Genomic DNA, 13,440 nt, shown 5'->3' on the forward strand with positions numbered 1-13,440 from the left:
ATGCAGCGCATGGACAACTCGACCACCAGCCTCATCGTGACGCGCCTAACCCGCGCCATCGTCGAGCACCGCCTGCAGCCGGGCACCAAGCTGGCCGAACAAAAGCTGGCCGACCACTTTGGCGTGTCGCGCACGCTGGTGCGCCAGGCGCTGTTTCAGCTGGCGCAAAACCGCCTGGTGCGGCTGGAGCCCGCGCGGGGCGCCTTTGTGGCCGCCCCTCCGCCGACGAGGCGCGCCAGGTGTTTGCCGTGCGCCGCATGCTCGAAGCCGAGATGGTGCGCGCCTTCATGCGCCAGGTCACCCCCACCAAGCTGCGCGCCCTGCGCGAGCATGTGGCCCGCGAGAAGCAGGCCGTGGCCCAAGGCGATGCGCCCGAGCGCACCGAGCTGCTGGGCGACTTCCATGTGCGCATGGCCGAGCTGATGGGCAACCAGGTGCTGGCGCAGATGCTGGGCGATTTGATCTCGCGCTGCTCGCTCATCACGCTGATGTACCAAAGCGCCAGCGCTGCCGAACACTCGCACGAAGAGCACGCCGACATCGTCAAGGCCCTGGGGGCCAAGGACGAAGAGCACGCCGTGCAGCTCATGCAGGCACATTTGCTGCATGTGGAAGAAAGCCTGATCTTTGACCGCCCAGCGCCCATCAACGACCTGTCTCTGGCGCTGTCTTGAGCCCTGTCTTGGCCGTGCAGCCTGACCCGCCCCTTTCAAGCCCACCCACAATGATCTACGACGCCACCGCCCCCTACCCCCGTGACCTGATCGGCTACGGCAAAAACCCGCCCCACGCCCAGTGGCCCGGCGGCGCCCGCATTGCGGTGCAGTTTGTGCTGAACTACGAAGAAGGCGGCGAGAACGCCACGCTGCATGGCGATGCGGGCAGCGAGCAGTTCCTGTCGGAAATGTTCAACCCCGCCAGCTACCCCGAGCGGCACATGAGCATGGAAGGCATCTACGAATACGGCTCCCGGGCGGGTGTGTGGCGCATCCTGCGCGAGTTTGAAAAGCGCGGCCTGCCGCTCACGGTGTTTGGCGTGTCCACCGCGCTGCAGCGCCACCCCGAGCTGACGGCTGCCTTTGTGGAACTGGGCCACGAGATCGCCTGCCACGGCCTCAAGTGGATCCATTACCAGCACATCCCCGAAGCGGTGGAGCGCGCCCACATGCAGGAGGCGATGGACATCATTGAGCGCATGACGGGTGAACGGGCACTGGGCTGGTACACCGGCCGCGACAGCCCCAACACCCACCGCCTGGTGGCCGACCACGGCGGCTTTGCCTACGACAGCGACTACTACGGCGACGACCTGCCCTTTTGGATGAAGGTGCAGCGCACCGACGGCACGGCGGTGCACCAGCTCATCGTGCCCTACACGCTGGACTGCAACGACATGCGCTTTGCCCTGCCCCAGGGTTACTCGCACGCCGACCCGTTCTTTCAGTACCTGAAGGACACGTTCGATGCGCTGTACGCCGAGGGGGACCCCGCCGGTGACAACGCCCCCAAGATGATGAGCATCGGCATGCACTGCCGCTTGCTGGGCCGCCCCGGCCGCATCACGGCGCTGCAGCGCTTTCTGGACCACATTGCGCAGCACGACAAGGTATGGGTGGCAAGGCGCATCGACATTGCCCGCCACTGGGCGCAGCACCACCCGGCACCCGCCGTGTGAGCCCCATTGATGAATCAAATTGGCCTCCAGCGCTTATCAATCAAGCGCGAGCAGCTCACTTTTTTGAAGCACCCACCATGCCACTGACCCTGGAACAACTCAACGCCGCCAGCCCCACCGAAGCGCTGGCGCTGCTGGACGGGCTGTACGAACACTCGCCCTGGATTGCCGAGCAGGCCCTGGCGCAGCGGCCCTTTCGCAGCATGGCGCACCTGCAGCACGCCATGGCGCAGGTGGTGCGCACAGCGGACACCGAGGCGCAACTCGGCCTGATCCGCGCCCACCCCGAGCTGGCGGGCAAAGCCATGGTGGCCAAGAGCCTCACCGCCGAATCCACCCACGAGCAAAGCAAAGCAGGCCTCACACAATGCACGCCCGAGGAGTTTGAGCGCATCCAGCAGCTCAACGTGGCGTACAACGAGCGCTTTGGCTTTCCGTTCATCCTGGCGGTGCGCGGGCCACGCGGCATGGGCCTTTCCAAGCGCGAAATCATCGATACCTTTGCCCGGCGGCTCGATAACCACCCCGAGTTTGAAGTGGCCGAGGCGCTGCGCAACATCCACCGCATTGCCGAGATTCGGCTGGCCGACAAGTTCGCCGCCGAGCCCGTTCTGGGCAACGACGTGTGGGACTGGCAGGAAAAACTGGCCGAACACTCCGACCCCGGCTTTGCCAAAAAGGGCCAGCTCACCGTCACATACCTCACCGACGCGCACCGCGCCTGCGCGCAGCGCATCAGCCACTGGATGCGCGACTGCGGCTTTGACGAGGTGGAGATCGACGCCGTGGGCAACGTGGTGGGCCGCTACCACCCGGCCACAGAAGGCGCACGCTACCTCATGACCGGCAGCCACTACGACACCGTGCGCAACGGCGGCAAGTACGACGGGCGCCTGGGTATCTTCGTGCCCATGGCCTGTGTGCGCGAGTTGCACCGCGCGGGCAAACGCCTGCCCTTCGGCATTGAGGTCATCGGGTTTGCCGAAGAAGAAGGCCAGCGCTACAAGGCCACCTTCCTGGGCTCGGGCGCGCTCATCGGACACTTCAACCCCGCCTGGCTGGACCAGAAGGACGCCGACGGCGTGACCATGCGCGAAGCCATGCAGCACGCGGGCCTGTGCATTGACGACATTGCCAAGCTGCAGCGCGACCCGGCGCAGTACCTGGGCTTTGTCGAGGTGCATATTGAACAGGGCCCGGTGCTCAACGAACTGGACCTGCCCCTGGGCGTGGTTACCTCCATCAACGGCGGCGTGCGTTTTGTGGCCGAGATGATTGGCACCGCCAGCCACGCGGGCACCACCCCCATGGACCGCCGCCGCGATGCCGCCGTCGCCGTGGCCGAGCTGGCGCTTTTCATCGAACAACGCGCTGCGCAGGACGGAGACTCGGTGGGTACCATCGGTCTGCTCAACGTGCCCGGCGGCTCCATCAATGTGGTGCCGGGGCGCTGCCAATTCAGCCTGGACCTGCGCGCCCCCACCGACGCGCAGCGAGACGCCCTGGTGCGCGATGTGCTGGACGAACTCGCCCGCATTGCCCAGGGGCGCGGCCTGCGCTACACCCTGGAAGAATCCATGCGCGCCGCCGCGGCACCCAGCGCGCCCGCGCTGCAGCACCACTGGGAGCGTGCTGTGGATGCACTGGGTGTGCCGGTGTTCCGCATGCCCAGCGGCGCGGGGCACGACGCCATGAAACTGCACGAAATCATGCCGCAGGCGATGCTGTTCGTGCGCGGCCAAAACTCGGGCATCAGCCACAACCCGCTCGAATCCACCACCAACAACGACATGCAGCTGGCCGTGGACGCCTTCACCCAGGTGCTGCACCAGCTTGCCGAGGAACCACAACCATGACTACGAACAACAACTACGCCGCCCTGGACGCCTGGATCGACCAGAACTTTGATGAGGAAGTGCACTTTTTGCAGGCCCTGGTGCGCGTGCCCACCGACACGCCGCCCGGCAACAACGCGCCCCATGCCGAACGCACGGCAGAGCTGCTCAAAGACTTTGGCTACGAGGCCGAGAAGCACGCTGTGCCCGCTGCCGACGTGAAGGCCTACGGCATGGAGTCCATCACCAACCTGATCGTGCGCCGCAAGTACGGTGCGCAGGGTGACGGCGGCAAGACCATTGCCCTGAACGCCCACGGAGACGTGGTGCCCCCCGGCGAAGGCTGGACGCACGACCCCTATGGCGCCGAGATCGTGGATGGCGCCATGTACGGCCGCGCCACCGCCGTGAGCAAGAGCGACTTTGCCAGCTTCACCTTTGCCGTGCGGGCGCTGGAAGCCGTCGCCAAGCCCACGAAGGGCGCGGTGGAGTTGCACTTCACCTACGACGAAGAATTTGGCGGTGAACTGGGCCCTGGCTGGTTGCTGAAGAACGGCCTCACAAAGCCCGACCTGATGATTGCCGCCGGCTTCAGCTACGAGGTGGTGACCGCCCACAACGGCTGCCTGCAAATGGAAGTGACCGTGCACGGCAAGATGGCCCACGCCGCCGTGCCCCACACCGGCGTGGATGCGCTGCAGGGCGCGGTGCACATCCTGAACGCGCTGTACGCGCAAAACGACGAGTACAAGAAGGTCACGTCCAACGTCGCGGGCATCAAGCACCCCTACCTGAACGTGGGCCGCATCGAAGGCGGCACCAACACCAACGTGGTACCGGGCAAGGTCACCTTCAAACTCGACCGCCGCATGATCCCGAGGAAAACCCGGTGGAAGTGGAGGCCGCCATCCGCCACACCATCACACAGGCCACGGCCGAGCGCGCCGGGCTCAGCGTCGAGATCAAACGCCTGCTGCTGGCCAACGCCATGACGCCACTGGCGGGCAACCAGCCGCTGGTTGATGCGATCCAGAAACACGCACAGGCGGTGCTGGGCGAGCCCGTGCCCGCCGTGGGCACCCCGCTGTACACCGACGTGCGCCTGTATGTAGAGCGCGGCATTCCCGGCGTGATCTATGGCGCGGGGCCGCGCACTGTGCTCGAATCGCACGCCAAACGCGCTGACGAGCGCCTTCAACTCGAAGACCTGCGCCGTGCCACCAAGGTGATCGCACGGGCGCTGAGCGATCTGCTGGGGTAACCGACCTGGCCACTTCGTTGGCACCTCACACCATGCCGGGCCTGCGCGCCCGGCTTTTTTATGCCCGCAGCGGACGTTCAGCAGGGATAACCCGCAGTTCCCGGCAGACATTCATGTCTACACTTTTTGTATGCAATTTTCGCGTACATAAATCGCCAATCAACGGGAACTCTTCATGCAACGCTTTTTTCGCTCACTGTTTGGCCGCGTCGTGCTGGCACTGATCGCCGGGGTCGTGGTGGGACTGCTCTGGCCTGACTGGGCGGTGCAGCTCAAGCCGCTGGGCGATGGTTTCATCAAACTGATCAAGATGCTGGTCCCGCTGATCGTGTTCTGCGTGGTCGTGCACGGCATCGCAGGCACAGGCGACTTGCGCCGCGTCGGCCGGCTGGGTGTGAAATCGTTGATTTACTTTGAGGTGATCACCAGCATCGCCTTGGTGCTTGGGCTGTTGCTGGCCTTTGTCTTTGAGCCAGGGGTGGGCATGAACGTTGACCCCAAGGCGCTGGACGCCGCCGCCATGAGCAGCTACGCAGACAACGCGCACAAGCTCTCTGGCGGAGGCTTCAGTGACTTCTTGCTCAAGCTCATCCCCACCACGGCAGTCAGCGCGTTTGCCACGGGAGACGTGCTGCAGGTCCTGCTGTTCTCCATGGTGTTTGGCTGTGCACTGGCACTGGTCGGCGAGCGCGGCAAAAACGTGGTGGCGCTGATCGACGATTTCTCGGCAGTACTGTTTCGCGCCATGGGCTTGATCATCCAGCTTGCGCCTCTGGGGGTGCTGGGTGCTGTGGCGTTCACGGTGGGCAAGTACGGCATCGGCTCGCTCAAGCAGCTGGGCATGCTGGTCGGTCTTTTTTACTTCGCCGTCGCGTTGTTTGTCGTGGTGGTGCTGGGCACGGTCATGCGCCTGTCGGGCCTGAGCCTTTTCAAACTGCTGCGCTACCTGCGCGAGGAGCTGGCGGTCGTTTTCGCAACGACCTCCTCCGACAGTGTGTTGCCCCAGGTGATGGCCAAGCTCAAGCATCTGGGCGTGCGGGACTCGACCGTCGGTTTGGTGATTCCCACCGGCTATTCGTTCAACCTCGATGCGTTCTCGATTTACATCACGCTGGCGGCTGTGTTCATCGCCCAAGCCACCAACACGCCCATCGGCATGACCGATTTGCTGACCATTCTGACCATTTCGCTGGTCACATCCAAGGGCGCACACGGCGTGCCGGGCTCAGCCATTGTGGTGCTGGCTGCCACGCTGCAGGCCATTCCCGCCATCCCGGCCATTGGTCTGGTGATGGTGCTTTCGGTGGACTGGTTCATGGGCATTGCGCGGGCGCTGGGCAACCTGATCGGCAACTGCGTGGCCACCGTGGCCATTGCGGCCTGGGAAGGTGACATTGACCGGCAGAGAGCCCAAGCGGTGCTCAACGGCGAAAAACTGCCAGATAGAGAGTGAACAAGCATTGGTGTGCCCTCACAACACAACTTTGTAAAAAAGTGCAAAACTGCGGCGAATCCAGGGTGTAATTTCTCAGAGACCTCTTTTTGAAAGCAACCCATGATTCAAACCCTGCGCGCCAAGATACTCACCATCAGCACAGCCACAGTCATAGGCGCCTTGGCAGTCACGGGGGCAGCCACCTACTCGATCACGCGCTCCAACACCTTCGCCACCATCGAGCAGGATCTGGACGCCATCACGGCAGGCAACACCACAGCGATTGACCAGTGGGTTGCCGCCAAGGCCATGGCCGTACAAGCCACGGCGGCGGTGGTCGAACATGGAGACCCGCAGGGATTTGTGCGCCAGCTCAGCAAAGCCAGTGGTTTTCCCATCACGACGGTGGGCTGGGAGGACAAAACCTTTTTCTCCACCACATCGACGGCACCGGGGTACGACCCCACGGCACGCCCTTGGTACAAAACCGCTGCACAGGCAGGCAAGCTTGCGGTGACCAAGCCGTATGGAGACTCCACCACCGGTGTGCCCTACGTGGCATTTGTTGCCCCCATGCTGCGCAGCGGCAAGCTCGAAGGCGTGGTCAGCGGTGCCGTGCCCCTGGATGGGGTTCGAGAGGTGGTATCGACCATCCGCCCCACCCCCAACAGCATGGCTTTCGTGGTCAACAGCGACGGGCTGATCCTGGCACACGCAGACTCCAAGCTGGCACTCAAACCCGCTACCGAGGTCTCCCCTTTGCTGGCACCTGCTGCGCTGGCCAACCTGACGAAATCCAGCCAGCCCCTGGAAGTGGAACTGGCTGGCGTTGCCAAGCTGCTCAAGGGCCGCGCGGTGCAAGGCACCGACTGGACCCTGGTGGTGGCACTGGACAAGGCCGAGGCCACTGCGGGCCTGCGCAGCGTGCTGCAGACACTGGCCATTGCCATCGTGCTGCTGGCTTTGCTCGCCGCAGGCATTGCCGGACTGCTCACCGCCACATCGTTTCGCCGCCTGTCCCAAGTGCGTGACGCCATGCACAAGATCGGCTCAGGAGGCGGAGATCTCACACAGCGGCTGCCCGTTTCGGGGCAGGATGAAGTCGCTCAGATCGCATCAGCGTTCAACACCTTTGTGGAGCAGATCAGTACCGTGCTCAAGGACGTGCGCAACGGTGTCGAATCCATGAAAACGGCGACCGATGAAATCCGTGCAGGCAACCAGGATTTGTCCAACCGCACAGAAGGGTCTGCCAGCAGCCTGCAAGAGACCTCGGCGTCGCTCTCGCAGCTGACTGTGGCGGTGAAGCAATCCGCAGACTCTGCGGGCTTGGCGACCAAGCTGGCAGGCGATGCCAGTGCCTCGGCACTCAAGGGGGGCGAAGTCGTCGCCAGTGCCGTTGCTACGATGGACGACATCTCCAAAGCGTCCACCAAGATCGGCGAGATCATCGGGGTGATCGACTCCATTGCCTTTCAGACGAACATTCTGGCGCTCAATGCAGCCGTGGAAGCTGCACGGGCAGGTGAGCAGGGCCGGGGCTTTGCGGTGGTGGCCAGCGAGGTGCGTAGCCTGGCACAGCGCAGCGCCGAAGCCGCCCGAGAAATCAAGACCCTCATTGACGCATCCAGTGCCAGTGTGATGACGGGCTCAGAGCGCGTGCGGGCGGCGGGAGAAACCATGTCTGCCATTGTCCAGAGCATCCAGCGCGTCACGCTCACCATTGGTGAAATCAACGGCTCCATGGCCGAGCAAAGCACAGGCATCAGCCAGATCAACCAGGCCATCACAGAAATGGACCGCGCCACCCAGCAAAACGCGGCCTTGGTCGAGGAATCCACCGCCGCATCGGCAGTGCTCAATGAACAGGCCCACAACCTCTCGCGCACCGTGGCAGGTTTCACGCTGGAGGCCTCGGGCTCCTCCGCGACTTTTCACCAGAGCACCCAGCGATTGCCATCGCCACGTTGAAAGGCATCTGACCACCATCCCCCTTAGGGGCGGTGGCGAAATCCGTTAGTCTTCGCCGCCAACGGCCCAGCGCTGTGCATTGATGCTTGGAGCGATTCACACAACCCAGTACAGCGGCCCTGCCCAGGCATTTGGCCGCAGACATTGCAAGCAACGCGACAAGACGGGGCCGACACCAGAGAGTTTGGTGAGCCGCTTTGAGGCCCACCCAACCCCCCCGTCGTGCGCATCTGCGTTCCAGAGCGGTCTACTTCGTAGCAAAATCTCGCAGTAGCTACACCAGCTATTGCCAGACTTTGCGCCCGGCGGCCTGCTTCGATCAGCAAGGCGCATGGGCCCCCTGGCTTACGCAGAGAATCTCTAACACCTGACCACTGAAGACTTTATCGCCCACCTCGCAGCCAGTGGTTCCAGCGCAAAGACCAAAGACCGGGCCCCATGATGGCCCAATGGCTTAACTCATGCACACAAGGCATGAGGTCTATGGCGCATTGGAGCTGGGCATGCAGTAAGCTCATTTCACCGTTTCGCACCATCATTGTTTTTTATGACCCAGTCCCTGTCTGCCGCCGAACAGGCCTTGCGCGACGCAGCGCGCGAATACCACCGCAACCCCAGCCGGGGCAAGATTGCGGTCACCCCCACCAAGCCTTTGTCCAACCAGCGCGATCTGTCGTTGGCCTACTCGCCCGGCGTGGCCTATCCGTGCCTCGACATTGCGGCGGACCCATCGAAGGCGTTTGACTACACCTCCCGCGGCAACCTGGTGGCCGTCATCACCAACGGCACGGCCGTGCTGGGCCTGGGCGACATTGGCCCACTGGCCAGCAAACCGGTGATGGAAGGCAAGGGTTGCCTGTTCAAGAAGTTTGCGGGCGTCGATGTGTTCGACATCGAACTGGCCGAGCGCGACCCAGACAAGCTCATCGAGATCATCGCCAGCCTGGAGCCCACGCTGGGCGGTATCAACCTCGAAGACATCAAGGCCCCCGAGTGCTTCTACATCGAGCAAGAGCTGTCCAAGCGCATGAACATCCCGGTGTTCCATGACGACCAGCACGGCACTGCCATCATCAGCAGCGCCGCCCTGCTCAACGGGCTGGAGCTGGTGGGCAAAGACATTGGCAGCGTGAAGCTGGCTGTGTCGGGCGCCGGTGCCGCTGCCATTGCCTGCCTGAACGTGATGGTGGGCCTGGGCGTCAAGCGGGAGAACATCTTCGTGTGCGACTCCAAGGGCGTGATCTACGAAGGCCGCCCTGGTGGCTACGATGAATCCAAAGCGCAGTACGCGCAAAAGACCGACGCCCGCACCCTGGCCGATGCCGTGAACGGCGCTGACGTGTTCCTGGGCTGTTCGGCCCCCGGCGTGCTCACAGCCGAAATGGTCAAGACGATGGCGGCCAAGCCCATCATCCTGGCGCTGGCCAACCCCGAGCCCGAAATCCGCCCCGAGCTGGCCAAAGCCGTGCGCCCCGATTGCATCATTGCCACCGGCCGCTCGGACTACCCCAACCAGGTCAACAACGTCCTGTGCTTCCCGTACATCTTCCGGGGCGCGCTGGACTGCGGTGCCACCAAGATCACCGAGGCCATGAAGCTGGCCTGCGTGCGCCAGATTGCCGACCTGGCCAAGGCCGACATCAGCGAGGAAGTGGCCAACGCCTACGCAGGCAAAGAGCTGACCTTTGGCCCCGACTACCTGATCCCCACGCCGTTCGACTCGCGCCTGATCCTCAAGATCGCGCCCGCCGTGGCCAAGGCCGCCGCCGAATCCGGTGTGGCCACGCGCCCCATCGAAGACATGGAGGCTTACAAGGAGAGCCTGTCGCGCTTTGTCTACCAAACCGGCATGCTCATGCGCCCCGTGGTCACAGCCGCCAAGGCCCTGCCTGACGCCCAAAAGCGCGTGGCCTACGCCGATGGCGAAGACGAGCGCGCCCTGCGTGCCGCGCAGATGGCCATCGACGACAAGATTGCCCACCCCATCCTGATCGGCCGCCCCGCCGTGATTGCCGCCCGCATTGAAAAGGCCGGCCTGCGCATGCAGATTGGCAAGGACGTGGAGGTGTGCAACCCTGAAGACGACCCACGTTTCCGCCAATACTGGGAGCACTACCACGCGCTGATGAAGCGCAACGGTGCCACCCCCGAAGTGGCCAAGGCCGCCGTGCGCCGCTCCAACACCATCATCGCTTCGCTGATGGTCAAGCTCGGCGACGCCGACGCCATGATCTGCGGCCTGGTGGGCCTGTACGAAACGCACCTGGAGCGCATCCACAGCATCATCGGCCGCCAGGCGGGCGCCAACGACTACGCCGCACTGAATGCGCTGATGACCAACCAGGGCTCACTGTTCATCGCCGACACCTATGTGAACGAGAACCCCACGGCCGAGCAACTGGCCGACATCGCCTGGATGTCGGTGCAGGAAGTGCAGCGCTTTGGCATTCCGGCCAAGGTGGCGTTTTTGTCGCACTCGAGCTACGGCTCGTCCAAGCGCCCCTCGGCCCGCAAGATGCGCGAAGCACGCGACATCTTCGTGGCGCGCCACCCCGAGATCGAGTGCGATGGCGAACTGCACGGCGATGCCGCGCTGGAACCCGGCATCCGCAAGAGCTACATGGCCGAAGGCGATTCGACCCTGAGCGGCTCGGCCAACCTGCTGGTCTGCCCGAACATCGACGCTGCCAACATCCTCTACAACGTGCTCAAGACCACCACCAGCGGTGGCGTGACGGTGGGCCCGATCCTGATGGGCTCGGCCGCCACGGCCTACATCCTGACGCCTGCGGCCACCGTGCGCCGCGTGTTCAATATGACAGCCCTGGCCGTGGCCAGCGCTGCAGCGCGCGTGGCCTGATCGATTCGCCCTCCCCAAAAAGAAAGGCCCTTCGGGGCCTTTCTTTTTGGGGAGGGATTGAACCGCAGACTTGAACACGGTCGCGTCAGTGCACGGCCACATCCACAAAGTCCGCCACCGGCGGCAGGTGCTCCGCCAGCCATTCCGAGTCCAGCTGCAGCGCCTGCTTGATCTCCTCAGGCAGGCTGGCAATCGTGTCGGCGGGGGACTTGGGCTCTTCCAGCCCGATCTCTGCCAGCAGCATGGCCACATGCACGATGCCGCCCAGACGGCAGAACGGGGTCGCGGCCACGGGGTCTTCGGCGGTTTCCAGGGCCCGCACGATCGAATCGGGGAAGCGCCAGCGTTTGGCCAGCTCGGCCGTCACCTGCGCCTCGGTAAAGCCCAGCAGGCGCTTTTCACGCTCCCAGCGGCCGCCCGCCTGGTGGGGCAGTTGCTCAATGGCAGCCATTTGCTCTGGCGCCTTTTGCGCAATGATCAACTCGCCAATGCGCACCAAGAACCCGGCCAGCCAGGACTGCTGCACATCCGAGCCCAGCGTGCGCGCCAGCCACTGCGCATACCCTGCAGTGGCCATGCTCTCCTTCCAGAAGGCATCGGCCTCCACACCCGGCGTGTCTTTGAACATGCCACTCATGCAAGCCGCCAATGCCAGGGTGCGCACCTGGTTCAGCCCCACCAGGGTCAGCGCATCATCCAGCGTGGCCACCTGTCGCGCCAGCCCAAAGCGGGCGCTGTTGGCCAGGCGGATGAGCTTGGCCGTCAGGGCCGGGTCACGCGCGATGGCATTGCGCACCTTCTCAAACGGGATGTCGTCGTCCTGCATCGTCGCCACCAGGTCCCGCGCCACGTCGGGCATGGTGGGCAACTGCACGTTGTCAAAAAACTCGGTCAGATGTGGCATGGGTGAGCCCTCTCGTGGGTCTTTAAAGAACCCGAAGACGCAAGCCTTCGCGCTGCAGTGCAACGGGCTGCGCACCCATCCCCAGGAACCCTGTCCAGCAGCGCCTGTGGTCTGCGAGGCAATGCCCTGATTTTTGGATGCTGCGACTTCGTTGTACCACCGCGGCCGCGCCCCCGTCTGCGTGTTTGTCCCAATCCGTTGCAACGGCGCACGCACCATTTCGGGAAACCCTCCATGCCCAGCCGCACCACTTCGGTGAAGAATGGTTTGACGCGCTGAGCCACCCCTGTCAAAACCCGGTAATGTGTTTGAAAGCGGGCATCGTTTTTGCTGACTAGCCTGTACAGGCACCCTCTTCCTTCTCTTCTTATTTGGCAACCGCCAGGAGCTATCCCATGAAAAAAAGAACGTTCATGCACACTGCAGCAGCACTGGCGCTGGCCAGCGCATTGCCTGTGGCGCATGCGCAAAGCACGCCCATCAAGTTCCAGCTGGACTGGCGCTTTGAAGGCCCGGCTGCGCTGTTTTTGCAGCCTGCCGCCAAGGGCTACTTCAAGGCCGCAGGGCTGGACGTGACGGTGGACGCTGGCAACGGATCGGGCGGCGCAGTGCAGCGCGTGGCCTCGGGCACCTACGACATGGGCTTTGCTGACCTGGCCGCCGTGATGGAGTTCCACGCCAACAACCCCGACGCGCAGAACAAACCGGTGGCGGTGATGATGGTCTACAACAACACGCCCGCATCGGTGATGGCGCTCAAGAAAAGCGGCATCGCCACGCCCGCCGACCTGGCTGGCAAAAAGCTGGGCGCCCCGGTGTTCGATGCAGGCCGCCGCGCCTTCCCCATCTTCCAAAAAGCCAACAAGGTCGGCAACGTGCAATGGACGGCCATGGACCCCCCACTGCGCGAGACCATGCTGGTGCGCGGCGACGTGGATGCCATCACTGGCTTCACCTTCACCTCGCTGCTGAACCTGGAAGCCCGGGGCGTGAAGACTGCCGACGTTGTCGTGCTGCCTTATGCCGACTTTGGCGTGAAGCTGTACGGCAACGTGATCATTGCGTCGCCCAAGCTCATCAAGGAGAACCCGGCCGCCGTCAAGGCCTTCCTGTCGGCCTTCACCAAAGGGGCCAAGGAAGTCATCGCCAACCCCGCTGCCGCCATCGAGCATGTGCGCGCACGCGATGGCATCGTGAACGTGGCACTGGAGACGCGCCGCCTGCAACTGGCCATCGACACCGTGGTCAACAGCGCCGATGCACGCGCCGAAGGCTTCGGCCAAGCCAAACCGGGCCGCCTGTCGCTGATGGCGTCGCAGGTGTCCGACGCTTTCAACACCAAGACCCGCGTGAACGCAGACGATGTGTGGAACGGCAGCTTCTTGCCCAGCGCCACCGAGCTGAACATCCTGCCGAAGAAATAAGCCCCGCCTGCGCCACTATCAATTCAATAGCTGCTAGCGCTTATCCAATAAGCGCTAGAGGCATTTTTTACTTAA

Annotated in this window: 7 protein-coding genes and 2 pseudogenes; 8 read left to right on the plus strand and 1 reads right to left on the minus strand. The window is 63.6% G+C overall.

From position 1 onward, the window contains the following. Positions 1–9: 9 nt before the first annotated feature. The 7 genes and pseudogenes from EAG14_RS13980 (at position 10) to EAG14_RS14010 (ending at position 11,037) form a co-directional block, all read left to right on the plus strand. Positions 10–674, plus strand: a pseudogene (locus tag EAG14_RS13980) (GntR family transcriptional regulator). Between the two features lie 50 nt (positions 675–724). Continuing rightward, entirely contained in the window at positions 725–1,675 is a 951-nt protein-coding gene (gene puuE / locus EAG14_RS13985; RefSeq protein WP_121729239.1) for an allantoinase PuuE, read from the plus strand. A 77-nt stretch (positions 1,676–1,752) separates the two neighbouring features. Continuing rightward, entirely contained in the window at positions 1,753–3,531 is a 1,779-nt protein-coding gene (gene uraD, locus EAG14_RS13990) for a 2-oxo-4-hydroxy-4-carboxy-5-ureidoimidazoline decarboxylase (RefSeq protein WP_121729240.1), read from the plus strand. Next, a pseudogene (locus tag EAG14_RS13995) lies at positions 3,528–4,771 on the plus strand (ArgE/DapE family deacylase). Before uraD ends, EAG14_RS13995 begins: the two are co-directional and overlap by 4 nt. A gap of 175 nt (positions 4,772–4,946) precedes the next feature. Then, entirely contained in the window at positions 4,947–6,224 is a 1,278-nt protein-coding gene (locus EAG14_RS14000) for a C4-dicarboxylate transporter DctA (protein WP_121729241.1), read from the plus strand. A gap of 102 nt (positions 6,225–6,326) precedes the next feature. Next, complete coding sequence (locus EAG14_RS14005; RefSeq protein ID WP_121729242.1) at positions 6,327–8,177, plus strand: methyl-accepting chemotaxis protein; 1,851 nt, start codon at positions 6,327–6,329, stop codon at positions 8,175–8,177. A 547-nt stretch (positions 8,178–8,724) separates the two neighbouring features. Beyond that, positions 8,725–11,037, plus strand: a complete 2,313-nt coding sequence (locus tag EAG14_RS14010) for an NADP-dependent malic enzyme (protein ID WP_121729243.1) — start codon at positions 8,725–8,727, stop codon at positions 11,035–11,037. Between the two features lie 85 nt (positions 11,038–11,122). On the opposite strand, the gene EAG14_RS14015 is transcribed toward EAG14_RS14010, so the two are convergent. Continuing rightward, on the minus strand, positions 11,123–11,941 hold the full coding sequence (locus EAG14_RS14015; protein WP_099654875.1) for an HDOD domain-containing protein: 819 nt from the start codon (positions 11,939–11,941) through the stop codon (positions 11,123–11,125). Between the two features lie 395 nt (positions 11,942–12,336). Between EAG14_RS14015 and EAG14_RS14020 the strand changes: the two genes are divergently transcribed. Beyond that, positions 12,337–13,365, plus strand: a complete 1,029-nt coding sequence (locus EAG14_RS14020; protein WP_121729244.1) for an ABC transporter substrate-binding protein — start codon at positions 12,337–12,339, stop codon at positions 13,363–13,365. Positions 13,366–13,440: the final 75 nt, after the last annotated feature.

This window comes from Acidovorax sp. 1608163, assembly GCF_003669015.1.
GTDB lineage: Bacteria > Pseudomonadota > Gammaproteobacteria > Burkholderiales > Burkholderiaceae_C > Acidovorax.

Coding starts and splice junctions, on each gene's coding strand:
- puuE (WP_121729239.1), top strand. CDS start 725: ATGATCTACGACGCCACCGCCCCCTACCCCCGTGACCTGATCGGCTAC.
- EAG14_RS14015 (WP_099654875.1), bottom strand. CDS start 11,941: ATGCCACATCTGACCGAGTTTTTTGACAACGTGCAGTTGCCCACCATG.
- EAG14_RS14000 (WP_121729241.1), top strand. CDS start 4,947: ATGCAACGCTTTTTTCGCTCACTGTTTGGCCGCGTCGTGCTGGCACTG.
- EAG14_RS14010 (WP_121729243.1), top strand. CDS start 8,725: ATGACCCAGTCCCTGTCTGCCGCCGAACAGGCCTTGCGCGACGCAGCG.
- EAG14_RS14020 (WP_121729244.1), top strand. CDS start 12,337: ATGAAAAAAAGAACGTTCATGCACACTGCAGCAGCACTGGCGCTGGCC.
- uraD (WP_121729240.1), top strand. CDS start 1,753: ATGCCACTGACCCTGGAACAACTCAACGCCGCCAGCCCCACCGAAGCG.
- EAG14_RS14005 (WP_121729242.1), top strand. CDS start 6,327: ATGATTCAAACCCTGCGCGCCAAGATACTCACCATCAGCACAGCCACA.